The organism is Streptomyces sp. NPDC033966 (assembly GCF_055575955.1).
The window spans coordinates 660,129-684,506 of sequence record NZ_JBVIRQ010000001.1; the positions used below are offsets into that span (position 1 = coordinate 660,129).

The following is a 24,378-nucleotide window of genomic DNA, read 5'->3' on the forward strand; positions in this document are numbered from 1 at the left end:
CCCATCCTACGTCGAGTGGCGGGAACCGCCTGCCGGGGGGTCTGTCAAGAGGCCGGACGGCTGAGGAACGCCGGGTTTCGGGTGGGGGGTCCCGGCGGGGGTGCGGCCTGTGTTCATGCGGGTCAATGGGCTGGTCAATGGGTGTGGGCACGACCTTGCCCGCCGGGGATCCGGCGGGCAAGGAACTTGAGTCACTTCTGAGCTTGCTACCCGGGGGTCAACCTGACAGGCCCCCTTTTTTCACCCGATGTCCGCGGCTACTTCTTCTTGCCGTCCTCGGTGTCCTTGGCGGCCGGCGGCTTCTTCCAGCCGATGTCCTGGTAGCGGGGCGTTGCGAGCCCGAAGGCCCCGGCGTTGGCCATACCCGGCTTCACGGCGACCAGCTCGGGGCGCTGGTAGAGCGGGATGGAGCCGGCCGCGGCCCAGATCCGGGCGTCCGCCTTGCGCATCAGCTCGCGGGCCTGCGCCTCGTCCAGCTCGCCGGCCGCCTGGTCGAAGAGCTGGTCGATGTGGTCGGTGCCGACCCGGGTGTAGTTCTGCTCGACCAGGAGCGAGCCGTCGGCGGCGGGCTCCGGCTTGGCGAAGATGGGGCGGGCGTCGGTGGCCGGGAAGGCCGTCGCGGGCCAGGAGTACAGGGCCAGGTCGTACTGGCCCGAGGCGACGTGGTCCTTGAAGAAGCTCTCGTCGGCCACCTTCTTGATCTCCGTGCTGATGCCGATCCTCTGGAGCATCTGGGAGATCCGCTCACCGACCGAGCGCAGGGCCTCCGAGCCGGGTCCGGCCGGGAGGACGAAGCGCAGGCTGAGGGGCTTGCCGTCCTTGGCGAGCATCGCGCCGGAGGTGCGGGCCTGCTTGGCGGGGACGGGGGCGGGGACGGGGACGGGGGCCGGGCTGGCGGCCGCGGGCTCCTTGGCGTCGTCGCCCTCCTTGGCGGCGTCCTCCTCGGCGGGCGCCTTGCCGTCGTCGGCCGCGGCCGGGGCGGCCCCGGCCTTCGCCAGGGCCTCCGCCTGGGCCAGCAGTGCGTGCTCCTGCTGGGCGGCGAGCGAGGCCGGGGCCAGGGCCGGCGAGGGCCCGTCGGTGCGGCCGAAGGAGGCGAGGCCGTCGGCCGGGGCCGCCCCGAAGCCGGGCGCGGGCGCCTCGGGCAGGACGCGCAGCCCGGCGGCGGGGGCACCGGGCAGGCCCGGGCGGGTCCGGCGGAGGCCCAGGTCGGCGGTGGCCGAGCGCAGGTCGCCGTTGCGTCCGTCGTCGCCCACGATGTAGAGGCCGTCGTCGCCGGTGCCGTCGCCCGGTCCGGGCTTGGCGCCCGCCGGGGTCTTGGAGTCGTCCTGCGAGCCCTCCGCGCTCTCGGGCCCCGCCTTCGCCCCGGCCGGCTCGTTCAGCTTGCCGCCCTTGCGCCAGCCCGCGTCCGCGAGCAGGGCCTGCGCCGCCTGGGTGTCCTGCCCGCCCAGGGCGTCGCTGTTGTCCGCGTACGCCTGCTGCCCGGCCAGCGCCAGGTGGCTGCCGACCGGCTTCGCGGGCAGGCCGAGCGGCTTCAGGACGATCTCGGCGAGGGTCTTGCGGTCCAGGGCGCGGGCGACGGCCCGGCGGACCCGCTCGTCCGACAGCGGGCCGGAGGCCCCGTTCATCGCCAGCTGCGTGTAGGCGGGCTCCAGCGACTTCCGGACGGTGAAGCCGCGGAGCGCCGACTGCTCCTCCGCGTACTTCTTGACGGCGTCGGCGTTCTTCTGGCGGGTCTCCTGCTCCTCCTTCGCCCTGGCCTCGTCGGCGCCGTGGGCCAGCGCCCAGGAGAGCGTGGCCTGGGCGGGGGTGAGGGAGGCGGCCGGGCCGTGCGTGCCGTCCACCCGGCCAGCGTCCCGGTGGGCGAGGGCGATGCGGTCGGCGCCCGCGCGGTCGATCTCGGCCAGGTCGACCTTCCCCTCGGCCAGCGCCGCCGGACGGCCCGCCCTGGGCACCGCCGTCAGCACGAGGGTGTCCAGCTTCGCGGGCCGGCCCCACCAGCGCGGGTTGCGGGTCAGCGCCGCGGTGCCGGTCTTCTTGTCGACGGCCCCGAGGCCGAAGGGCCCGGCGGTGACCTTGAGGGCGCCGCGGGCGCCCTCGTTGAAGGCCTCGGGGGTGCCCATGACCTGCTTGGGGTAGAGCGGGCTGAACAGGGAGCGCCAGTCGGCGTACGGCCTGACGAAGGTGACCTTGACCTCCAGGTCGGTCTTGCCGCGCTCGATCTTCTCGATCCGGTCGTAGCCGGCGTTGCGGGCGGTCCAGTACGCCGAGTCCTTGCCGTTCAGGGCCCGCCACTGGGCGACGAAGTCGGCGGCGCCGATCTCGCGCCCGTCACTCCACACCGCCTGCTGGTTCAGCTTGTACAGGACGACCTGCTTGGGCTCGCGCTCGACGACCTCGGCCTTCTCCAGGTAGTCCGGATTGGCCACCGGCCGGCCCTTGGCGTCCAGGGTGAACAGCTGGGGCAGGACCGCGCCGGCGATCCGGCTGGTGGTGGCGTCCGCGTCGGCCTGGAAGGTGTTCAGGGTCTCCGGCAGGGAGTCCACGGCCCAGCGCAGCACGCCGCCGTCGGCGACCTGCTCGCGGACGGTCGTCGCGATGTCCGGTCCCGCGGCGGCCGGGCCGCCCTCGTCCTCACCGGCGCCGCAGCCCGCGAGGAGCGGCAGTGCGAGGACTCCCGAGGTGAGGAGCGCCAAGGACCTGCGCCTTCTCTGGGTCATGGGTGGTACCTCCGGGGCGGGGCGCGAGGGCCGTGAAAAGAGCGTCTTGATCACGTTCGGCGGTATATGGAGCTGATCACACCGGTGTGGAAACCCACTGAAATCGACCGCCGCCCGCGTCCTCCGCAGCGGCCCCTCGCCACGCCGCGAACCCCACCCGTGCGGACCAATCCGGCTTGCGCCCCCGGGCACGCCCCCCGCCCCCTGCCACCGCGGGGCTCCGCGCCCAGACGCGCGTTCCCTCGTTCGAGGGATGAAAATGGGAGCAGGGAGGGGCGCACGGTTTGCGCCTGCGCGCCCGGAATCGCTGCACGTCCCTTCACAACCGGGGACGGGAGGCGCGACACTCGCAGGCGCCCGTGAGCGTTGCCACCGCACCCTGCGGAAGTGAGGGCAAGTCATGTCCCTGCAAGACGATCTGACCGCCGTACGGCGCAGTCTCGACGAGCTGGTCCGCTCGGTGGAGCAGCTGGAGAAGGACGTCGCCCGGCAGGCGCCGGCCGCCGCCTCCAGGCCGCCGGAGAAATCCAGGATGGTGACCATCCCGGACACCCCGTACGACAACACGCTGTGGACGGACACCGACGACGAGGGCCTCGGGGCCCGCGACCGCCGCGCCCCCTAGGGCCCGCAGCCCGTCCGCACGCAGCACCCCCATCTGGCCCGGCCGCTCCGGCGGCCGGGCCTCCTGGGCCACCCCTCGACCACTCCACCCGGAGTTCCCCTTGGCCACAGGCACGGAACCACCCCGACAGCGGCCCGGCGGGGTCCACGGCCCCTCGCGGGCCGCGATCACGGCCCGGCACCTGCGGACCGACCGGTGGTGGCTGTCGCCCGCCGGCACCGCGGCCGGGCTGCTCGCCTTCATCGCGTACTCGACCTGGCGGGCCTTCGCCGACGACCACTACTACGCCGCCCCGTACGTCTCCCCCTTCTACTCCCCCTGCCTGGCGGAGAACTGCCAGGAGATGCGCGGCGGGCCGAACCTCGACCTGTTCGGCAGCTGGTGGGGGCTGTCCCCCGCCCTGCTGATCCTGGTCTTCCCGCTCGGCTTCCGGCTGACCTGCTACTACTACCGCAAGGCCTACTACCGGGGCTTCTGGGCCTCCCCGCCCGCCTGCGCCGTCGCCGAGCCGCACGCCTCGTACACGGGTGAGACCCGCTTCCCGCTGATCCTGCAGAACCTGCACCGGTACTTCTTCTACGCGGCGGTGCCGGTCGCCGGCATCCTCACGTACGACACCGTGCTGACGTTCCGCGACGAGCACTACGCCTGGGGCCACATGGGGCTGGGCACCCTGGTCTTCCTGGCCAACATCGTGCTGATCTGGGCCTACACGCTGTCCTGCCACTCCTGCCGGCACATCATGGGCGGCCGCCTCAAGCACTTCTCCCGCCACCCGGTGCGCTACCGCCTGTGGGGCTGGGTCAGCCGGCTCAACGCCCGCCACATGCAGCTCGCGTGGGCCTCCCTGATCAGCGTGGCCCTGTGCGACTTCTACGTGTACCTGCTGGCCAGCGGCACCATCACCGACCCGAGGATCTTCTGAGATGGCTCAAGTGGAACGGCAGCAGTGGGACGTGGTCGTGGTCGGCGCGGGCGGTGCCGGGCTGCGGGCCGCGATCGAGGCCCGCGAGCGGGGCGCCCGTACGGCCGTGATCTGCAAGTCCCTCTTCGGCAAGGCCCACACGGTGATGGCGGAGGGCGGGATCGCCGCCTCCATGGGCAACGTCAACGAGGGCGACAACTGGCAGGTCCACTTCCGCGACACCATGCGCGGCGGCAAGTTCCTCAACCAGTGGCGGATGGCCGAACTGCACGCCAAGGAGGCCCCGGACCGGGTCTGGGAGCTGGAGACCTGGGGCGCGCTCTTCGACCGCACGCCCGACGGGCGGATCTCCCAGCGCAACTTCGGCGGGCACGAGTACCCGCGCCTCGCACACGTCGGCGACCGGACCGGCCTGGAGCTGATCCGCACCCTCCAGCAGAAGATCGTCCAGCTCCAGCAGGAGGACTTCAAGGAGTACGGGGACCACGAGGCCCGCCTCAAGGTCTTCCAGGAGTGCACGGTCACCAGGGTCCTCAAGACCGCGTCCGACAGCGGCTCCGCCGCGGGGGAGAGGGTCTCGGGGGCCTTCTGCTACGAGCGCGAGACCGGCCGCTTCTTCGTCCTGGAGGCCCCGGCGGTAGTGCTGGCAACCGGCGGGATCGGCAAGTCCTTCAAGACCACCTCCAACTCCTGGGAGTACACGGGCGACGGCCACGCCCTGGCCCTGCTCGCGGGGGCACCGCTCCTCAACATGGAGTTCGTGCAGTTCCACCCCACCGGCATGGTCTGGCCGCCCTCGGTGAAGGGGATCCTCGTCACCGAGTCCGTGCGCGGCGACGGCGGGGTGCTGCGCAACTCCGAGGGCAAGCGGTTCATGTTCGACTACGTCCCGGACGTCTTCAAGGAGAAGTACGCCGAGTCGGAGGAAGAGGGCGACCGCTGGTACGAGGACCCGGACCACAACCGGCGCCCGCCCGAGCTGCTGCCCCGCGACGAGGTGGCCCGCGCCATCAACGCCGAGGTGAAGGCGGGCCGCGGCTCCCCGCACGGCGGGGTGTTCCTCGACGTGTCCACCCGGATGCCGGCCGAGAAGATCAAACGCCGGCTGCCCTCCATGTACCACCAGTTCAAGGAGCTGGCGGACGTGGACATCACCGCCGAGCCCATGGAGGTCGGCCCGACCTGCCACTACGTGATGGGCGGGATCGCGGTCGACTCCGACACCGCCGCCACCGTCGGCGTACCGGGACTGTTCGCCGCCGGCGAGGTCGCGGGCGGCATGCACGGCTCGAACCGGCTCGGCGGCAACTCCCTCTCCGACCTGCTGGTCTTCGGCCGGCGGGCCGGACTGCACGCGGCGGAGTACGCGGCCGGGTACGCGGCGGTCCCGGCGCCGCGTCCCGCGGTCTCGCAGGAGCAGATCGACGCGGCGGCCGCCGAGGCCCTCGCCCCGTTCCACGCCGACGAGGGCGCGGAGAACCCGTACACCCTCCACCAGGAGCTCCAGACGGCGATGAACGACCTGGTCGGCATCATCCGCCGCGAGGGCGAGATGGCCGAGGCCCTGGAGCGGCTGGCGGCCCTGCGCGTACGGGCGGCCCGCGCCGGGGTCGAGGGGCACCGGCAGTTCAACCCGGGCTGGCACCTGGCGCTGGACCTGCGCAACATGCTGCTGGTCAGCGAGTGCGTGGCCCGCGCCGCCCTGGAGCGCACCGAGAGCCGGGGCGGGCACACCCGCGAGGACTGCCCGGCGATGGAACGGCAGTGGCGGCCGGTGAACCTGCTGTGCCGCCCCGTCGACCCGGCCCCCGCCGATCCCGCCGCGGCGCGGATCGCGCTGGAGCGGGTCCGTACCGAGCCGATCCGCCCCGACCTGCTCGCGCTCTTCGAGAAGGAAGAACTGGCCAAGTACCTCGCCGAAGAGGAGCTGTACGGGTGACCACATACGACGCACGCTTCCGGGTCTGGCGGGGCGACGCGGAGGGCGGGGAACTGCGGGACTTCACCGTCGAGGTGCACGACGGCGAGGTGGTCCTGGACATCGTGCACCGGCTCCAGGCGACCCAGGCCTCCGACCTCGCGGTCCGCTGGAACTGCAAGGCGGGCAAGTGCGGCTCGTGCAGCGCGGAGGTCAACGGCCGGCCGCGGCTGATGTGCATGACGCGGATGTCCGTCTTCGGGCGGGACGAGACCGTCACGATCACCCCGCTGCGGGCCTTCCCGGTGATCCGCGACCTGGTCACGGACGTGTCCTTCAACTACGCCAAGGCCCGCGAGGTCCCGGCCTTCGTGCCCCCGCCGGGGGTCGCGGCGGGCGAGTACCGGATGCAGCAGGTGGACGTGGAACGCTCGCAGGAGTTCCGCAAGTGCATCGAGTGCTTCCTGTGCCAGGACACCTGCCACGTGGTGCGCGACCACGAGGAGAACAAGACCGCCTTCGCCGGCCCCCGCTTCCTGATGCGGGTCGCGGAGCTGGACATGCACCCGCTGGACGCGGCCGCGGACGCCGGCCTGGACCGCAAGCGCACCGCCCAGGAGGAACACGGGCTGGGCTACTGCAACATCACCAAGTGCTGCACGGAGGTCTGCCCCGAGGGCATCAAGATCACCGACAACGCCCTGATCCCGCTGAAGGAGCGGGCCGTGGACCGCAAGTACGACCCCCTGGTGTGGCTGGGGAACAAGATCCGGCGCCGTTCGGCCGACGACCCCCGTTAGTTCACTCGGCGGTGGACAATGCCCCCTGGATGACCGTCGGACGACGTGATCTCAGGGGGCTTCGCGGTGCGGGTGGGGGAAGTACTGGCGGACCGGTACCGGCTGGACCAGCGGCTCGGTGCCGGCGGCATGGGCGAGGTCTGGCGCGGCCACGACCAGGCCCTGCACCGGGCCGTGGCGGTCAAGGTGCTGCTGGACGCGGCGACCAACGAGGAACTGATCGCCCGGTTCCGTCGGGAGGCCACCATCGGGGCGCGCCTCCAGCACCCGGGCATCACCGTCGTGCACGACGTGGGGCAGCACGAGGGGCGCCTGTTCATCGTGATGGAGCTGCTCTCCGGGGAGGACCTGGGGGCGCGGCTGGCCCGCTTCCCCGGCGGACTGCCGGTGGCCGAGGCGGTCGGACTGGCCGCGCAGACGGCGGAGGCGCTGGCGGCCGCGCACGAACAGGCCGTGGTCCACCGGGACCTGAAGCCCCAGAACCTCTTCCTCCAGCCCGGCGGCCGCCTGAAGATCTGCGACTTCGGCATAGCGCACTCCGCCGATGCCACGGCCGGGTGGACGGTGACGGGGCGGATGTTCGGCACCCCGCCGTACATGGCGCCCGAGCAGTGGCGCGGCGAGCACGTGGACGCCCGCTGCGACCTGTACGCGCTGGGGTGCGTGCTCTACGCCCTGCTGAGCGGGGAGCCGCCCTTCGGGTCGGCGGAGCCGATGTACGTCCTGATGCGGCGCCACGTGGAGGACGCGCCGGTGCCGCTGCCCGCGGAGCGGGTGCCGCGGGAACTGGGCCGGCTGGTGCTGGCGCTGCTGGCGAAGGACCCGCGGGACCGGCCGGATTCGGCGGAGCGGGTGGCGCGGGCGCTGCGGGAGGCGGCGGGCCGGGCCGGGGAGGGGAATTCCGTCGGGGTGCGGAATCCGGGTCCCGTCGCGGAGGAAGCCCCGCGGGAGCCGGAACCGGGGCCGGGGCCGGGGCCCGAGGCGGAGCCGGAGGCGGACGCCCGGCCGGGGCCGGAGGCGGACGCCCGGCCGGAGACGGAGCCGGGCGTCGTTCCCGGGGCCGTACGGGACTTCGTACGGGAACTGCTGCTGGAGGCCGAGGAGACGCTGACCTCCCTGCCGCCCGGGGCCGGCGAGGCGCGCACCGAGGGGCTCGCCCTCGCGGCGGAGGCGGCGGCGCGCTTCGACGCGGGCCTCGCCGGCCGGCTGCTGGCGGACGCCGAGCTCTGGGCCTGGACCGACGGGGACGGCGACGGCGCCCGGGTCGCCGCGCTGCTGACCGGGCTGGCCCGGCGGATCTCGCGCGACGCCCCCGCCCGCACCGAACGGGTGCTGACCGACGCGCAGCAGGCCCTGTTCACCGTGCCCGACCCCAAGCGGACGGCCCGGCTGCGCAAGGTCGCGGAGGAACTCGCGGGGGTCGCCCCCGAACGCGGGGTCCGGCTGGCCCGGCGGTACTTCGCCGGCAGCCCGGCGGAGGAGGCCGTACTGGCGCGGGCCGCGCTGGCGTCCGCCGCGGCCGACCTCCCCCGGGCGGAGGGGTACCTGTCCCTGATCCAGAGCCCGGTGGTCCGGGCCGCCACCGAGTCCAAGGCCGTCACCGCCGTCGCCCGGCAGGACCTGCCCGCCGCACTCCGGCTGGCCGCGCGGATCCCGGGCGGCGGGGCCCGGGTGCGGGCGCTGTGCCGGGTCGCGGGCGAACGCTCCGCCGTCGGGGACCGGGCGGGCGCGGCGGAGGCCCTGGCCCTGGCGGAGCAGGCGCTGGCCGACACCGGGGACGCGGAGCTGGAGGCGGCCCGGGCGGCCCTGGACGCCGCCCGGGACCTGAGCGTGCGGGGCCACCGCTCCGTGCTCGACCCGGCCGTCGCCCGGGAGCGGGCGGCCGCGGCGCGGGGGCTCGTCGAACCCGCCGAGCGGGGCCGGGAGCTGGCCTGGATCGCCCGCGACTGCACGGCGGGGGCGCCCTGGCTGGCGGCCGCCGCGGCCGACCCCGGTACGCCGCCCCCGCGCACGGTGGGGCCGCGCCCCGGCGCGGCCGGGCCCCGGCCGGCGGCGGGGTGGCACAGCGGGGACCGGCCGGACGCGCTGTACGCGGCCGGGGAGCGGGTGGTGTGGACGGCGGGGGCCGAGGTGGGGTGCGTGGGCGCCGCGACCGGGGCCGGGCGCTGGACGGCGTCCGCCGACGAGGGGGTGCCGGCGCGGCCGCTGCCGGAGCCGGAGCGGGTGTGGTGCGCGGCCGACGCGGACACCGTGTGCGTGGTCGTGGGGTCGGGCGGCGGGTCGCGCGGGCGGCTGGTGGTCCGGGATCCGGCGGACGGGCGGGTGCGGTGGTGGCGGGAGCTGGCGGAGCCGGCGTCGCTGACCCCGGCGCCGGGGCTGGTGCTGCACGCGGCGGAGGGCGAGCTGACCGCCCTGGACAAGGCCGCCGGGGAACCGGTGTGGCGGCATCCGCTGCCGGGCGGGGCGGCGTTGACCGTCGCCGGCGAGTGCCTGGTCGTCGGGGACGGCCGCCGGCTGCGGGCGCTGCACCTGCCGAGCGGGACCCCGCTGTGGTCGTGGCCGCGCGGCTACGACGCCGGCACGCGGCCGGCCCCCGACCACCTGCCGGGCGGGCCGGTGCACGTGCTGGACGGCGGTGTCCTGCGCGCCCTGGACCGGCGCAAGGGCTACGAGCTGTGGCGCTTCGAGCCCGGGGCGCCGGCGGCGGGGCTGCTCGTCGGGGACGGGGTGGTGTACGCGGCCGCGTACCGCGCGGAACAGGGCTGGGACGTGGTGTTCGCGCTCGACGCGGAGAGCGGGGCGGTGCGGTGGCAGCGGCCGGTGACGCGGCGGGAGGGCACGGCGTGCGTGCTGCAGCTGCTGGGGGTGCGGCGGGGGGTGCTGTACGTGAGGTCCTCCCACGGCGGGCGGCGGGGGCTGCTGGGGCGGACGGCCCTGCCGTTCGTGACGGGCCTGGACGTCACGAACGGCAAACCCCGCGGCCACTGGGACCACCCGTCCGACGGCCCCGCCCCGGTGGTGGCGTCGGACGCCCTCGTCCTGGCCCGGCCGTCCCTCCGGGGGGTGCCGCTGCCCGCCCCGTCATGACGCGCCGCGCCCCATTTCCGACGCGCCGCTCGCACGACTCGGCCGCAGGCGGCCACGCCCTCTTCACGCGCCACTCGCACGACTCGGCCGCAGGCGGCCTCCCCGGCTTCGCGCCGCTGCGCCGGACTCCGTCCGGCGGACGCGGGGCCGGGCCGGGCCCCGTGGCTGGTGCCGGTGGGTCGCCTGCGGGTGGCTGGGCCGCTGCGCGGGGCGAGGTCCCCTACCGGCCTTCCACCGTTCCCCGGGGCTCCGCCCCCGGACCCTCCCCCAGCTACCGCTGGGGGTACCCCCAGCGCCTCGAACTCCGGCGGGGCCGGATTTGCCGGAGTGCGCGCAGCAGCGCACTTTGAGCCTCGCCGGCGTTTGAGGCGCGGGCGCGGTAGCGCCGTGCAGTGAGCCGCGCCGGCATCTGAGGCGAGAAAGGTTGAAGGGCGGGTAGGGGACGGCCCCGCGCAGCGGCACACCGCCCCCGGACGGGGGTTCCAGGTGCGGGGGCGCACAGGGCCCCATAGCCTCCCAGATGTGTATCCGCTGAGAGGCACCGCCGCCCTCCGGGCCCTGATCGTCGCCGCCGCGCTGCCCGTGCTGCTCGTGCTGCCGACGGCGCCGGCCCGCGCCGAGGATCCCGTCGCGCTGTCGCGGCAGGGGCAGGTCACCGACCGCGTCGGCGCCCTCGGGGACCGGGGGCCCGCCGTGGCCGCCGCGCTGGAGCGGCTGTACGCCGACCGGAAGGTCCAGCTCTTCGTGGCGTACGTGCGCGACTTCTCCGGCCGCGCCCCGCAGAGCTGGGCGGACGCCACCGCCCAGAAGAACGGCCTCGGCCAGGACGACGTCCTGCTCGCGGTGGCGACCGGCGGCCGCCAGTACGCCTATTCGGCCGATGTCGACTCCGGTTTCACCGAGGCGCAGCTCGCGGACGTCGCCCGTACCGCCATCGAGCCCGCCCTGCGCCAGAACGACTGGGCGGGTGCCGCCATCGGCGCGGCGAACGGCTACGACGCGGTGCTCGGCGGAAAGCCGGTGCCCGTGCCCGCCGTCACCCCCGGCACCGCCGATCCCGGTGCCGCGCCGGAAGGCGAGGGCGGGGCCGGGGACTTCGTGCTGCCGGTGGTCGCCGTCGGTGCGGCCGGGGCGCTCGGGGTGTACGCGTACCGCCGCCGCAGGAAGCGCGACGGGACGGGCCGGGGCACCACCACCGCCCACCCCGGCTGGGACGGGGCGCGGGCGGGGCCCGCTCCGCTGCCCGAGCTCGACGCCAGGGCGAAGGCCCTGCTCGTGGAGACCGACGACGCCGTCCGCACGAGCACCGAGGAGCTCGGCTTCGCGACGGCGCAGTTCGGCGACGACGCGGTCGGCACCTTCACCGCGGCGGTGGCGTACGCCAGGGACGAGCTGACGCACGCCTTCCGGCTGCGCCAGCAGCTGGACGACGCCTACCCGGAGGACGAGGCGACGCGGCGGCGGATGCTGGAGGAGATCGTGGCCCGCTGCACGGAGGCGAACCGCCGGCTCGACTCCGAGTCGGCGGACTTCGACCGGCTGCGGGACCTGGAGAAGAACGCCCCGCAGGCCCTGGCCACGGTGGAGGCGCACTTCCGCGCGCTGACGGGCCGTACGACGACGGCCGGGGCGACCCTCACCGCGCTGACGGGCCGCTACGCGGACTCCGCGGCCGCGCCGGTGGCCTCCAACCCGGAGCAGGCCGAGGACCGGCTGCTGTTCGCGACGACCAGCCTCGGTGAGGCGCGGGCCGCCCTCGGTGCCGGGGACAACGGCCGGGCCGCCGTGCACGTACGGGCCGCCGAGGGCGCGGTGGACCAGGCGGCGACCCTGGTGGACGCGGTCGAGCGGCGCGCGCAGGAGCTGGCGGAGGCGGCCGGGAAGCTGCCGGGCGCCCTCACCGAGACGGAGACGGACCTCGCCGACGCGCGCGGCCTGCTCACCGGTACCCGGGCCGGCTCCGCCACGGGCGACCTGCGGGGCCGGATCGGCCGGGCGGAGTCCGTACTGGCCGACGTGCGGCGGGAGCAGGCGGCCGGCCGGTACGACCCGATCGACGCGCTGCGCCGGGTCGAGGAGGCGGACGCGGCGCTGGACGAGGCCCTGGCGGGGGCGCGGGAGCAGGAGTCGGGGCGGCGGCGGGCGGCGGCGCTGCTGGACCAGGCCCAGCTGTCGGCCCGCAGTGCCATCGGCGCGGCGACGGACTACGTGACCACCAGCCGGGGCGCCGTCGGCAGCCAGGCCCGGACCCGGCTGGCGGAGTCGCAGCGGCACCTGGAGCGGTCGGCGTCGCTGGCCGGCCAGGATCCGGCGGGCGCGCTGGCGGAGGCGCAGCAGGCGGACTCACTGGCCCGGCAGGCGCAGCAGCTGGCGGAGGAGGACGTCCGGGCGTACCGGAACCCGTACGCGGGCCGGCGCGGGGGCGGCGGCCGGGGTGGTGCCGTACTCGGCGGGATCATCCTCGGCGAGATCCTCCGGGGCGGCGGCGGCCGGGGCGGCTTCGGCGGCGGAGGCGGAGGCGGAGGGGGAGGGGGAGGCGGCTTCGGCGGCGGGGGCGGAGGGGGCTTCGGCAGCGGGCCCGGCTCCTACGGGGGCGGCGGCACCCGTGGCCGCATGGGCGGCGGCGGCCGCTTCTGAACGACGAGGCACCGGACCCACCAGGAAGGACCCCGATGAGCAAGCAGACCGTCCTCGGCCGTGTCACCCAGCTCGCGAAGGCCAACATCAACGCGCTGCTGGACCAGGCCGAGGATCCGCAGAAGATGCTCGACCAGCTGATCCGCGACTACTCGAACAACATCTCGGAGGCCGAGCAGGCGGTGGTCACGACCATCGGCAACCTGCGGATGCTGGAGGCCGACCACAAGGAGGACGTGGACGCGGCCGCCGAGTGGGGCGGCAAGGCCCTCGCGGCCAGCCGCAAGGCGGACGAGCTGCGCGCGTCCGGCGCGGCGGCGGACGCGGACCGGTTCGACAACCTGGCGAAGGTGGCCCTGGGCCGGCAGTTGCAGTCGGAGAAGGAGGCGGCGACGGCGGAGCCGGTGATCGCCGCTCAGACGGAGGTCGTGGACAAGCTCAAGGCGGGCCTGGGCTCGATGAAGGACAAGCTGACGGAGCTCCAGGCCAAGCGGGACGAGCTGGTGGCGCGGGCGAGGACGGCGCAGGCGCAGAACACGATGCTGGACGCGGTCAAGAGCATCGACGTCCTGGACCCGACGAGCGACCTGAACCGCTTCGAGGAGAAGGTGCGGCGGGAGGAGGCGATGGCCATGGGCAAGTCGGAGCTGGCGGCCTCCTCCCTGGACGCCCAGTTCGAGTCGCTGGAGGACCTCGGCAAGGCCTCGGAGATCGAGGCCCGCCTGGCCGCCCTCAAAGCCCGCGCGGCATAGGACCCGCATCCGCCCTCAGCCGTCAGCCGTCAGCCGTCAGCCGTACATGCTCAGCAGCTGTTCCGCCGAGAGCTCGGTGACCGCCTCTCCCGGTGCGCCGCCCGGCATCGGGAGCGGGAGCTCGAACCAGACGGTCTTCCCCCGGTGGGTGCGGCGGGTGCCCCAGCCGGCCGAGAGCAGGCCGACGAGCTGGAGGCCGCGGCCGCCCTCGTCGGTGTCCCGGGCGCGGCGGCGCCTCGGCTGGGCGAGGTTGCCGTCCCAGACCTCGCACACCAGGGTCCGGTCCAGCAGCAGCCGCAGCCGGATCTCGCCCTCCCCGTACCGCAGGGCGTTGGTGACGAGTTCGCTGACCAGCAGTTCCGTGGTGTCGAGCAGGCCTTCCAGGCCCCAGCCGGGCAGCTTGGCCCGGGCCAGTTCCCGGGCCCGGCCGACAGAACGGGCCTCGCGGGGCAGCTGCCAGTCGCCGACCGCGCCGGCGGGCAGCCCCTGGACCCGTGCCATGAGCAGGGCGATGTCGTCCTCGCCGTGCCGGGTGTGGAGGGTGTTCAGGACGTGGTCGCAGACCTCCTCCAGGGGGCGGGACGGATCGGCGACCGCCCCGCGCAGTCCGCGCAGGCCCTCCTCCAGGGGGTGGTCCCGGGATTCGACCAGGCCGTCGGTGTAGAGGGCGAGCAGCGCGCCCTCGGGGAGATCGACCTCGACCTCCTCGAAGGGTTCGCCGCCCACCCCGAGCGGCATCCCGGTCGGAATCTCCAGCAGCAGCCCGGGGCGTGGTTCGGCGCCGTCCTCGGCGGGTTCGACGAGTACGGGCGGCATGTGGCCGGCGTTGGCGAGGGTGCAGCGCCGCGTGACGGGGTCGTAGACGGCGTACACGCAGGTGGCGAGGTAGACCTCGGAGCGGTCGGCGTCGCGGGAGTGCAGGGCGGCGCGCGAGGCCTGCTGGGCGCCGCCGGGGGCGCCGAGGCCGCGGGCGACCTCGTCGAGGGCGGTGAGCACCTCGGCCGGTTCCAGGTCCAGCAGGGCGAGGGTGCGTACGGCGGTGCGCAGTTCGCCCATGGCGACGGCGGCGCGCAGGCCGCGGCCCATGACGTCGCCGACGACGAGGGCGGTGCGGTGCCCGGGCAGTTCGATGACGTCGAACCAGTCGCCGCCGACCTCGGTGGCGGCGTTGCCCGGCAGGTAGCGGCAGGCGATGTCGAGGCCGGCGGCCTCGGGGTCGCCGGGCGGGAGCAGGCTGCGCTGGAGGATCAGCGCCCGTTCGTGCTCGCGCCGGTAGAGGCGGGCGTTGTCGATGCAGACGGCGGCCCGGGAGGCGAGTTCCACGGCGACGGCCCGGTCGCGTTCGCCGAAGGGCTCGCTGCCCTTCGTACGGGAGAACTGGGCGAGGCCGACCACGGTGTCGTGGGCGACCATCGGGACGATCAGCGTGGACTGGACGAGGTCGTCGGGACCGGCGGCGTCGACCAGCCGGGGCCGGGCCGTGCGCAGGACCATCGCTCCGGGTGAGGCGGCGGGGTAGCGGTGGGTCTCCCCCACGGCCACCAGTGCGCCGGGCCCCGACAGGGGGGCGTCGGAGACGGCGGAGGCGAAGGCCACCCGGCGCAGTTTCGCGGAGGGGCCGCGGCGGGCGCCCTGGTCGGGCAGGGAGGGCACGCCGGGCCCTTGGGGACGGGCGGGGCGGTCGTCGTCGCCGAGCAGCAGCCCCTGGTAGAGGTCGACGGCGGCCAGGTCGCAGAAGCCGGGGACGGTGACGTCGAGGAGTTCGCGGGCGGTGGTCTCCAGGTCGAGGGAGTTGCCGATGCGGTGCCCGGCCTCGTTGAGGAGGGCGAGGTTGCGGCGGACCCCGGCGGCCTCGCGGGCGGCGAGGTGGCGGCGGGTGACGTCGGTGCCGAGGCCGGCGACGCCGATGGGGCGGCCGGTGCCGTCGTGCACCCGGTAGAGGTTGATGGACCAGTGGCGGTCGTCGCGGCTGCGGGGGGTGGCGCCGGTGATCCGCAGGTCGGTGACGGATTCGCCGGTCTCCAGTACCCGGCGCAGGGCTTCGGCCATCCGGTCGGCCTCGTGGGGCGGCAGGTAGTCGTGGACGGTGCGGCCGCGGTGCTCCTCGACCGCTCCGCCGAAGACGGTCGCGAAGCGCCGGTTGGCCCGCTGCACGGTGAGGTCGGTGCCGAAGAGCAGGAACCCGAAGGGAGATTGGCCGAATATGGCCTGTGATGCGGCGAGGTCGGATTCGATGCGGCGCAGCGCGCGCACGTCGACGACGACGCAGAGTGCCGCCCGCTCGGCGCTCTCGGTCTGGGTGGGCATCACGTAGATCTCGGCCACCCCGTGGGCCCCCTTGCCGCCGGGGATCCGGAAGGGGATCAGGCCCGTCCACTCCTTGCCGTCGAGGATCTCGGCGACCTTGCGGTGCCCGCCCTCGCGCAGTTCGGGGGGCATGAAGGCCTCGACCGGGTCGCGCCCGACCGCCTGCGCCGCGCTGAGCCCGAACAGCTCCTCGGCGCGCAGGCTCCACTGGTCGATGAGCCCGTCAGGGCCGATCGAGAAGGAGGCGACCTTTATGTAGTCGTATATCGAGCCAGGCGGACTGCTGTGCCACAGGGAGTCGTGCAAAGGCTCCCCGGGCACACGGGCCTGATGTGTCTGCGCAGGTATCTCGCTCACGCGACCGTCCCCTCCAGCTCACCGCAACCGGACCGGCCATGACCGAAGTATTCAGCACCACGGCCCCGTACGGCACGGCGTTCACGATCACAAAAGGGTCCCGTTGTTTTCCGGCCACGTCCCGTGGTCTCCCCAGACGCCGCCCGGGAGACCCACTGCCGCCCTTCTCCTTGTTACTCACCAGGAAGAGCCAACTCGAACCACACGGTTTTCCCCGTCTTCCCGTGCCGGGTCCCCCAGCGGCGCGCGGAGACGGCGACGAGGTGCAGCCCGCGCCCGCCCTCGTCGTCGGGGTTCGCGATCCGCTCGCGGGGCGGATCCGGAAGCGGATCGGAGACCTCCACGAGCAGGGCCGGGCCGCCGGCCAGGTCCGGCGCGGCCGGATTGCGCCGTACCAGGCGGACCCCGATGGGGCCGGAGGCGTAGCGCAGGGAGTTGGTGACCAGCTCGCTGACCAGCAGGACGGTCACATCGCCGACGGATTCCAGGCCCCAGGAGCGGAGGGTGCCGCGCACGGCGTGGCGTGCGGTGCGGACGGCACCGGGCTCGGCGGGGAAGGCCCACTCGGCGCATTCACCGTCTGTGTCGATCACGCCGATCACTTCCCGGGCCACCAGCGACCCCAGTCAGGTTCGTCGGGACGAAAGGGGGAGGAGATTAGGGACTAATAGCGACATACCCGATATTCGGGGCGCCGTACCACCCGATCCCCCACGCACCGGCGCACTGTGGCGCAGACGGCCTAGAGCGGGAGCGTCACGCGCCCCGGTGCGCCCCGCCGTGCGACGCGGCGCCCGCCCCGCCGCCTATCCCGCGGTCCGCCCGGCCTCCCGCTCCGCGTCCGCTCCGGCGCGCAGCCGGCGGCCGGCCTCCTCGACGAAGGGCCGGTCCTGGTCGAGCCAGTCCACCGAGTCCAGCTCGTGCGGGGCGAGCCAGCGCAGCTCGTCGTGGTCCTCCAGCGGCTCGGGCTCCCCCGAGACCAGCCGGGCGGTCCACACGTGCAGGACCAGGCCGGGCTTCAGCGGCCACTCCCCCGGGATCCGCTCCAGCGCCTCGGTCTCCACGCCGAGCTCCTCGCGCAGTTCGCGCACCAGCGCCTCGGGCACGGTCTCGCCCGGCTCGGTCTTGCCGCCCGGGAACTCCCACCGGCCGGCCAGCTCGGGCGGCGCGCTGCGCCGGGCGGCCAGCAGGCGCCCGTCATGACAAAGGGCTCCGCCCACGACCACTCGTACAGTCATGGACGGAGCCTATGCCAGTGCCCTCAGCCGATTCAGTTGGTGGTGGCGGTCTGGCTTTCCTGTCCGATCCGCTCGACCCAGTAGAGCTGCTTGTGTCCCCGGTCGTCGAGGCTGTCGACGACCTTCTGGGCCTCGGCCCGGGTGGGGTAGCGCCCCACCCGGTAGCGGTTGCCGTTGTCGTCCTGACGTATGACCAGCCATGGAAGCAGGGCACCGCTGTCGGTCATCGCGCTTCACCCTCCGCCGCTGTACCTGCCCAGGAAACCGCATTGCGCATATGCCTGAGCTTACGCCCGACCTTTACTGAGCGGATACGGTTTTTCACGAAGAGGTACCTGGGGGGCGTACGCATCCGGCCAGGCGTACGGGCGGGCCGTGTACGCCGGTCCGGACCCGGCGCACGGAGCGCACCGGCGGGCGGGCGACGTGGGAGCGCCCGCCGCGCCGTACGGAGTCGAGTCGAACAAGGGTCCGGGGCGCGCCCCGGACCCTTGCGAAACGGCCGAAAACCCCGCGCGTGCCCTGTTACCGGACAGGCAGGTGGTACGAGAGGCGGTAGCGGTCCGCCGGCACGACCACGTCCGCGGTCTCCACGGCGCGGCCCGACGCGTAGTACGTACGGCTCACCACCAGCACCACGTGCCCCGGGACCCCGCCCAGCGACATGATCTCCTCGGCCAGGCCCGGCCGGGCCCCGACCTCCTCGACCACGTTGTCCACGACCACGTCGATGGCGGCCATCCGGTCCACCACCCCCGAGCCGCCCAGGGGCCCCTCCTCCGGCAGCATCACCGGGGTCCGGCCGGTCACGGCCAGGGGCTCCCAGGAGGTGGAGAGCATCATGGCCTCCCCCGCGTCGCGGAAGACGTACCGGGTACGCATGACCCGGTCCCCCGGCTCGATGCCGAGGCGCTCCGCGATCCGGTCCGGCGCGGCCGTCTGCTCGCTGTTGGACTCCCACGTGCCGCGCGCGCCCGCCTCCGCCTGCTCCTGGCGGAACGGCGTCGACGCCCCGGCCGAGCGGTAGCCGGAGCGGGCGACCCGACGGGGCACGGGCTGCTCGCGCACGTACGTGCCGGACCCGGAGCGGCCCTCCACCAGCCCCTCGGCCATGAGGACCTTGCGCGCCTCCAGCGCCACGGTGTCGGAGACCCCGTACTCCTCGCGGATCCGGGCCTGGGAAGGGAGCCGGGCGTGCGGGGGCAGGGAGCCATCGACGATCTTCCGTCGCAGATCCCCGGCGACGCGGAGATAGGCCGGCTGCTCACCGAAAGTCACGAGCCACTCCCATCAGGTTGACAGACAGCTACACCCTGGCAACCGACGGTTGAGCAGCGCAAGCACGGGCCAGAGTTTCACTCGATGTGATGAACCCAGGTCACTCAAACCCCTTACCGCGCGTTACCCACAGAACCTCAGACGGACTCCGACGAAGGCCCCCGCCCGGACCCGGGCCCCGACCCGTCCGGACCCGGCTCCAGCCACTCCGGAACCCGCGTCGAGAGCCCGTACGACCCGCGCAGCGTCTTCTCCGTGTCCACCGACAGCGCCTCCAGCCCCGCGTCCCAAGCCCGCTGGAAGTCGGCCGGCCGCGTCGCCCGGGCCGCCCGCTGCCACTCCTTGCGCGCCGCCGCGACCTCCCTGAGCCGGGCGCCCGCCGCCGGGCCCGTGCCCTGGCCCGAGGTGGCGCCCTGGAGCATCCGCTCCTGCGCCGCCAGCGCCTCGTCCACGCCCCGCGCCCACTTCTGGTACTCGGGCAGCGCCTCGTCGAGGTCCCGGGCGGGGGCGCGCCCCAGCGCCTGGTCCACCGTGTTCAGCGCGCTCAGCAGGGTCACCTGATCCGGCGTCAGCATCCCCGCATCCTTGCGCAGACTGCCCTTGTGGTCCTCCGTCGACGTGCCGATGAGGCACAGGAGCCGCCGGTCGCCGCTCTGCCAGCTGTCCGGCGAGGGGGTGAAGTAGAACATCTCCGCGTACCCGGGCAGCGCCCACGAGTCCATCGCGTACGCGTCCTGCGCCTTCCAGCAGGTGTCCGTGGCGTTCTCCTTCAGCCACCCCTTGCTGGGATAGGCGCCCGGCCCGAGCTGCGTCGTGGAGGTCACCTCGGCGTCGTGCACCCGGTCGCAGCCGACCCGGTAGGTGAAGCGGGTCTCGTCCAGCAGGTCGCCGCCGGGGACGTTGAAGCAGTCGCCCACGCGCAGCTCGTCCATCCCCGTCAGCTGGCCCTCGACCTCCTCCGGCGCCGGCGCTCCGCCCAGCCCGCCGGCGAAGTACTCCGCGTACCGGGTGACACCGGTGACCAGGACCGCGGTCGTCAGCAGCGAGACCACCAGACCCACGACGGCGAGGGCGCGGCCCCGCTCCCCCTTGCGCGCGATCTGCACCAGCGCCACGACGCCGAAGACGATCCCGAGCGGCGGGAAGCACAGCAGCCCGACCAGCAGGGAGGCCAGCGCGAATCCGTTGAGCGCGGGCGGGTGCCCGTACGCGGGCGGCGGCCCCCACACCGGCGGCGACGGCGGGGGCCACGCGTGGCCCGGGCCGGCGGGGGGATGTTGCGGGGGCGGGGTGCTCACCGGGTGAGTGCTCCATCAGGGGCGGCGCGAACGAATGCGCGAAATAGTACGCAGCGGGGGCGACCGAGCAGTCGGTCACCCCCGCGTTCATCGCGCGATCCAGCCTGTTATCGCGCCCCTCGCCGCCCGGTCGCCCGGGCTGAGGACCTCAGTGCGGTGCCCGGCGCCGGAACCGCCCGGCGTCAGAACCGCCCGGCTCAGAACTGCAGCGCCCAGGAGTCGATCTTCCCGGTGTCGACGTTGGCGTTGTCGTTCACCCGCAGCTTCCACACCCCGTTGGCCACCTCGGACGAGGCGTTGACCGTGTAGGAGCGGATGATGTTGTCGGCGCTGCCGCCGCTGCGGTTGTGCAGGTTGTAGACCGTGCCGTCGGGGGCGACGAGGTCGACCTTCAGGTCACCGATGTAGGTGTGCTTGATGTCGACCGAGACGCTCAGCGCGGCCGGGGCGTTGCCGGAGATCCCGCTGACGGTGACCGGCGACTCGACGGTGGCGTTGTCGTTGATCGCGTAGTCGGCGGTGTTCTCGAACTTGGTGCCCGGGTTCGGCGGCGTGGTGCTCGCGCCCACGTTCAGCAGGCGGTTGGGGGACCCGGTGCCGGGGCTGGTCACCACGTTCGGGGTGGCCGCCGCCACCAGGCCGTCGCGGACCTGCGCCGGGGTGCTCGCCGGGTTCTGCGAGAGGTAGAGGGCCGCGGCGCCGACGACGTGCGGGGTGGCCATCGAGGTGCCCGAGATGGTGTTCGTCGCGGTGTCCCCGGTGCCCCAGGACGAGGTGATGTTGGACCCCGGCGCGAAGATGTCCAGGATGGAGCCGTAGTTGGAGAAGCTGGACTTCGCGTCGGTGTTGGTGGTCGAGCCGACGGTGATGGCCTCGGCGACGCGCGCCGGGGACTTGGTGGAGGCGTCCGTGGACTCGTTGCCGGCCGCGACGCCGTAGGTGATGCCGGCGGCTATGGAGTTGCGTACGGCGGTGTCGAGCGCGGAGTCCGCGCCGCCGCCGAGCGACATGTTGGCCACGGCCGGCTTGACGGCGTTGCGGGTGACCCAGTCGATGCCGGCGACCACCTGGGCCGTCGTACCGGAGCCGTTGTTGTCGAGCACCCGGACGCCGACGATCTTCGCCTTCTTGGCCACGCCGTACGCGCCGCCCGCGACGGTGCCGGCGACGTGCGTGCCGTGGCCGTGGCCGTCCTGGGCGGTGTTGTCGTTGTCGACGGCGTCGTAGCCGTAGGAGGCGCGGCCGCCGAAGTCCTGGTGGGTGATGCGGACACCGGTGTCGATGATGTACGCGGTGACGCCCTCGCCGGCCTTGTCCGGGTAGGTGTAGCTCTGGTCGAGCGGGAGGGCCCGCTGGTCGATGCGGTCCAGGCCCCAGGACGGCGGGCTGGGCTGGGTGGCGTCGACGGTGAAGGTGCGGTTCTGCACGACGGACCGCACCGCCGGGTCGGCGGCGAGCTTGCGGGCCTGCGCCTCGGAGACCTCGACGGAGTAGCCGTTGAGGGCCGCGCTGTAGGTCCGGTCGATCCTCGCGCCGTACCGCTTGGCGACGGCCTTGCCGCTGTCCGCGGTGGAGCGGGCGGCGGAGTCCTTCAGGGTCACGATGTAGCTGCCGGGTACGGCCCCGGCGACGCCGGCGTTCTCGATGACGCCCTGCGGGCCGCCGTCGGCCGCGGAGGCCGGCAAGGCGGCGGCCGCGCCGAGCGCGAGGGCCACGACGGCGGTCGCGCTGACGCCGGCGATCCTCCGGCGGGTGTGACGCATCACGGACATGTGGGGGGTCCTCCTCTTAAGGGTGGGCTGCGGCTGCCGAGCGGCGGTGCGAGGACACGCGGAAGAACTCGCTTTAGCCATGTCCATGACAACGCTTTCCGCCCCAACGGGCCGCCGTCCCCGAAAGGTTGACCCACCCCGCGCCGTCCCACAAGAGCCACGGAGGAGCACAACGGACGCGTAACATCCGTGCCATACAACGGCCATGAACGAGCAAAGGCGCTCCGCACATGACGCACGCACTTCCTGGTTACGTCTGCCCCGAGGACGGCACGCACGCGGACGTGCGGACCGCGCCGTGGTGCTGCCCCCTGTGCGGCGGCCCCTGGGACCTCGACTTCACACCCGATCCGGCCATCCCCCTCGAACCGGCGGCGGGACCCCACTCGCTGTGGCGGTACGCGCCCGCACTGCCGCTGCCGGGGGCGTTCTCGGTCTCGCTCTCGGAGGGGCACACCCCGCTGGTGCCGCTGGCGGAGCGGATTCACGCCAAGCTCGACTTCCTGATGCCGACGCTGTCCTTCAAGGACCGGGGCGCGGTCATGCTCGCCGAACTGGCACGGCGGCTGGCCCCGGAGCGGGTGATCGCCGACAGCAGCGGCAACGCGGGGACCTCCGTGGCGGCGTACTGCGCGCGGGCCGGGCTGAGTTGTGAAGTTTTCGTGCCGGAGGGCACCTCGGAGAAGAAGACGGAGCAGATGCGGGCCCACGGGGCGGCCGTACGCTTCATCGCGGGCGGCCGCGAGGCCACGGCGCGGGCCGCGCGGGCGGCGGCGGACGAGCCGGGGGTCTTCTACGCCAGCCACGTCTTCAACCCGTACTTCCTGCACGGCACCAAGACGTACGCGTACGAGATCTGGGAGGCCCTCGGCGGGCGGCTCCCGGAGGCGCTGGTCGTGCCGGTGGGCAACGGCACCCTGCTGCTGGGCGCGGCGCTGGCGGTGGAGGAGCTGGCCCGGCGCGGGGTACGGCCGCCCGCGCTGATCGGAGTGCAGGCGGAGGCGGTGTCCCCGCTGGCGGCCGCCTTCGCGGCGGGCGCGGAGGACGCCGCGGCGGTGCCGCAGCTGCCGACGGCGGCGGAGGGCATCGCGATCCCGGCCCCGCCGCGGGCCCGGCAGATCCTGGCGGCGGTCCGCAAGTCCGGCGGCACGTTCCTGACGGTCCCGGACGACCGGCTGCGCGAGGCGCAGCGGGACCTGGCGCGGCGCGGCCTGTTCGTGGAGCCGACGGCGGCGGCCTGCTGGGCGGCGGTCTCCCCCACCGCCCCCGGCGACCCCCTCCGGGGGCGCACGGCGGTCCTCCCCTTGTGCGGAGCGGGCGCCAAGTCGGGCCTGGCGCCGGCCCCTTCTTAACGCGCCGCCGCGCCGGGCTCCGTCCGGCGGATGCGGACGCGGGGCGGGGCCGCTTGGCGGGCTGGGGCCGGTGGGTCGGGTGCGGCTGCTGTGCCGCTGCGCGGGCCTGGCCCCTCCCCGCCCTTCAACCGTTCTCGCCCTCGGTCGCCGGGCGCGGCTCACTGCACGGCGCTACCGCGCCCGCGCCTCAAACGCCGGCGGGGCTGGATCTGCCGGCCCGGGCCGGCAGATCCAGCCCCGCCGGCGTTTGAGGCGCTGGGGGCACCTCCCAGCGGTAGCTGGGGGAGGGTTTGGGGGCGGAGCCCCCAGGAAGGGGTCCGGGGCGCAGCCCCGGGGAACGGGCGAAGGGCGGGTGGGGGAACCGGCCCCGCGCAGCGCCCCGCCCGGGGACCCGTACACCGCCCGGCCAGGGCAGCGGTAGGCGTCGGAAAATCGCCAGCCGGGCGAGGGCGGAGTCTGGTCAACTGGGGCCATGACCACCAACCTTGACCGCGCCGCCCAGGCCACCGCCTTCACCGCGCTGCACACCCCCGCCGCCCCCCTCGCCCTCGCCAACGCCTGGGACGTCGCCAGTGCCCGGCTCGTCGAGGCCGCCGGGGCGGCGGCCGTCGCCACCACCAGTGCCGGGGTCGCCTGGTCGCTCGGGGCGCCCGACGGGGACGCGCTCGCGCGGGAGCGCGCGCTGGAGCTGATCGCCCGGGTGGCCTCGGCCGTCTCCGTGCCCGTCACCGCCGACATCGAGGGCGGGTTCGCGGCCGACGCCGCCGGGGTCGGGGAGACCGTCGCCGGGGTGCTGGCCGCCGGGGCGGTCGGCATCAACATCGAGGACGGCCACCGCGCCCCCGCCGAGCACGCGGAGCGCCTCGCCGCGGCCCGCGCCGCGGCCGACGCGGCCGGGGTGCCGCTGTACATCAACGCCCGGGTGGACACGTACCTCTTCGGCCTCGGCGAGAGCTCCACCCGCCTCGACGAGACCCTGTCCCGCGCCGCCGCCTACCTCGCCGCCGGCGCCACCGGCGTATTCGTGCCCGGCGTCACCGACCCGGCCACCGTCGCCGAGCTCGCCAAGGGCATCGACGCCCCGCTCAACGTCCTCGTCGGCCCGGACGCCCCCTCCGTCGCCGAGCTCGGCGCCCTCGGCGCGGCCCGCGTCAGCCTCGGCTCCTGGGTGGCGGAGGCCGCGTACGCCGTGGTCCGCCGCGCCACCGAGGAACTGCTGGCCGGCGGCACGTACGGCTCCCTCGCCGGGGCCCTGCCCTACGGCGAGCTGAACGCCCTGCTCAAGGGCTGAGATAGCGAGAAGCCCGCCCTGGAG

At 74.5% G+C, this 24,378-nt stretch carries 17 protein-coding genes; 9 read left to right on the forward strand and 8 right to left on the reverse strand.

Annotated features, from left to right (window positions below; all coding sequences use genetic code 11):
- Positions 1–257 precede the first annotated feature (257 nt).
- Positions 258–2,717 carry an ABC transporter family substrate-binding protein gene (locus ACZ518_RS03050; RefSeq protein WP_469111264.1) on the reverse strand — a complete coding sequence of 820 codons (2,460 nt, stop codon included), beginning with the start codon at positions 2,715–2,717 and terminating at the stop codon, positions 258–260.
- A 400-nt stretch (positions 2,718–3,117) separates the two neighbouring features.
- Between ACZ518_RS03050 and ACZ518_RS03055 the strand changes: the two genes are divergently transcribed.
- The 7 genes from ACZ518_RS03055 to ACZ518_RS03085 all read left to right on the forward strand — a co-directional run bounded on the left by ACZ518_RS03055 (position 3,118) and on the right by ACZ518_RS03085 (position 13,461).
- The gene (locus tag ACZ518_RS03055; RefSeq protein ID WP_469111265.1) at positions 3,118–3,342 is read left to right on the forward strand and encodes a hypothetical protein; all 225 of its coding nucleotides are present in this window, start codon (positions 3,118–3,120) and stop codon (positions 3,340–3,342) included.
- Positions 3,343–3,442: 100 nt separating this feature from the next.
- Positions 3,443–4,267, forward strand: coding sequence for a hypothetical protein (locus ACZ518_RS03060; RefSeq protein WP_469111266.1), 825 nt, complete (start codon positions 3,443–3,445; stop codon positions 4,265–4,267).
- A 1-nt stretch (position 4,268) separates the two neighbouring features.
- Positions 4,269–6,206, forward strand: coding sequence for a fumarate reductase/succinate dehydrogenase flavoprotein subunit (locus ACZ518_RS03065; protein ID WP_469111267.1), 1,938 nt, complete (start codon positions 4,269–4,271; stop codon positions 6,204–6,206).
- Positions 6,203–6,985, forward strand: a complete 783-nt coding sequence (locus ACZ518_RS03070) for a succinate dehydrogenase/fumarate reductase iron-sulfur subunit (RefSeq protein ID WP_469111268.1) — start codon at positions 6,203–6,205, stop codon at positions 6,983–6,985. The genes ACZ518_RS03065 and ACZ518_RS03070 overlap by 4 nt, the downstream gene beginning before the upstream one ends.
- 45 nt (positions 6,986–7,030) lie before the next feature.
- Positions 7,031–10,072: a protein kinase domain-containing protein gene (locus ACZ518_RS03075; protein WP_469111269.1), complete on the forward strand. Its 3,042-nt coding sequence runs from the start codon at positions 7,031–7,033 to the stop codon at positions 10,070–10,072.
- Between the two features lie 522 nt (positions 10,073–10,594).
- The gene (locus tag ACZ518_RS03080; protein WP_469111270.1) at positions 10,595–12,709 is read left to right on the forward strand and encodes a TPM domain-containing protein; all 2,115 of its coding nucleotides are present in this window, start codon (positions 10,595–10,597) and stop codon (positions 12,707–12,709) included.
- Positions 12,710–12,744: 35 nt separating this feature from the next.
- Complete coding sequence (locus tag ACZ518_RS03085) at positions 12,745–13,461, forward strand: PspA/IM30 family protein (RefSeq protein ID WP_469111271.1); 717 nt, start codon at positions 12,745–12,747, stop codon at positions 13,459–13,461.
- A gap of 36 nt (positions 13,462–13,497) precedes the next feature.
- Here the strand turns inward: ACZ518_RS03085 and ACZ518_RS03090 are convergent, their stop codons facing one another.
- The 7 genes from ACZ518_RS03090 to ACZ518_RS03120 form a co-directional block, all read right to left on the reverse strand.
- Positions 13,498–16,116: a SpoIIE family protein phosphatase gene (locus tag ACZ518_RS03090; RefSeq protein ID WP_469111670.1), complete on the reverse strand. Its 2,619-nt coding sequence runs from the start codon at positions 16,114–16,116 to the stop codon at positions 13,498–13,500.
- Positions 16,117–16,298: 182 nt separating this feature from the next.
- Positions 16,299–16,727 (reverse strand): ATP-binding protein, encoded by a 429-nt coding sequence (locus ACZ518_RS03095; RefSeq protein ID WP_469111671.1) that lies wholly within the window; start codon positions 16,725–16,727, stop codon positions 16,299–16,301.
- Between the two features lie 204 nt (positions 16,728–16,931).
- Complete coding sequence (locus tag ACZ518_RS03100) at positions 16,932–17,363, reverse strand: (deoxy)nucleoside triphosphate pyrophosphohydrolase (protein ID WP_469111272.1); 432 nt, start codon at positions 17,361–17,363, stop codon at positions 16,932–16,934.
- Between the two features lie 32 nt (positions 17,364–17,395).
- Positions 17,396–17,590, reverse strand: coding sequence for an SPOR domain-containing protein (locus tag ACZ518_RS03105; RefSeq protein ID WP_125598320.1), 195 nt, complete (start codon positions 17,588–17,590; stop codon positions 17,396–17,398).
- Positions 17,591–17,888: 298 nt separating this feature from the next.
- Positions 17,889–18,641, reverse strand: a complete 753-nt coding sequence (locus ACZ518_RS03110) for a GntR family transcriptional regulator (protein ID WP_469111273.1) — start codon at positions 18,639–18,641, stop codon at positions 17,889–17,891.
- Between the two features lie 137 nt (positions 18,642–18,778).
- Positions 18,779–19,939 carry a DUF4190 domain-containing protein gene (locus ACZ518_RS03115; RefSeq protein ID WP_469111274.1) on the reverse strand — a complete coding sequence of 387 codons (1,161 nt, stop codon included), beginning with the start codon at positions 19,937–19,939 and terminating at the stop codon, positions 18,779–18,781.
- A gap of 197 nt (positions 19,940–20,136) precedes the next feature.
- Positions 20,137–21,711: a S8 family peptidase gene (locus ACZ518_RS03120; protein WP_469111275.1), complete on the reverse strand. Its 1,575-nt coding sequence runs from the start codon at positions 21,709–21,711 to the stop codon at positions 20,137–20,139.
- A 230-nt stretch (positions 21,712–21,941) separates the two neighbouring features.
- Here ACZ518_RS03120 and ACZ518_RS03125 point away from each other — a divergent pair, with 230 nt between their 5' ends.
- Both ACZ518_RS03125 and ACZ518_RS03130 read left to right on the forward strand, forming a co-directional pair.
- Positions 21,942–23,063, forward strand: coding sequence for a pyridoxal-phosphate dependent enzyme (locus tag ACZ518_RS03125; protein WP_469111276.1), 1,122 nt, complete (start codon positions 21,942–21,944; stop codon positions 23,061–23,063).
- A 472-nt stretch (positions 23,064–23,535) separates the two neighbouring features.
- On the forward strand, positions 23,536–24,354 hold the full coding sequence (locus ACZ518_RS03130) for an isocitrate lyase/PEP mutase family protein (protein WP_469111277.1): 819 nt from the start codon (positions 23,536–23,538) through the stop codon (positions 24,352–24,354).
- The last annotated feature ends 24 nt before the right edge of the window (positions 24,355–24,378 follow it).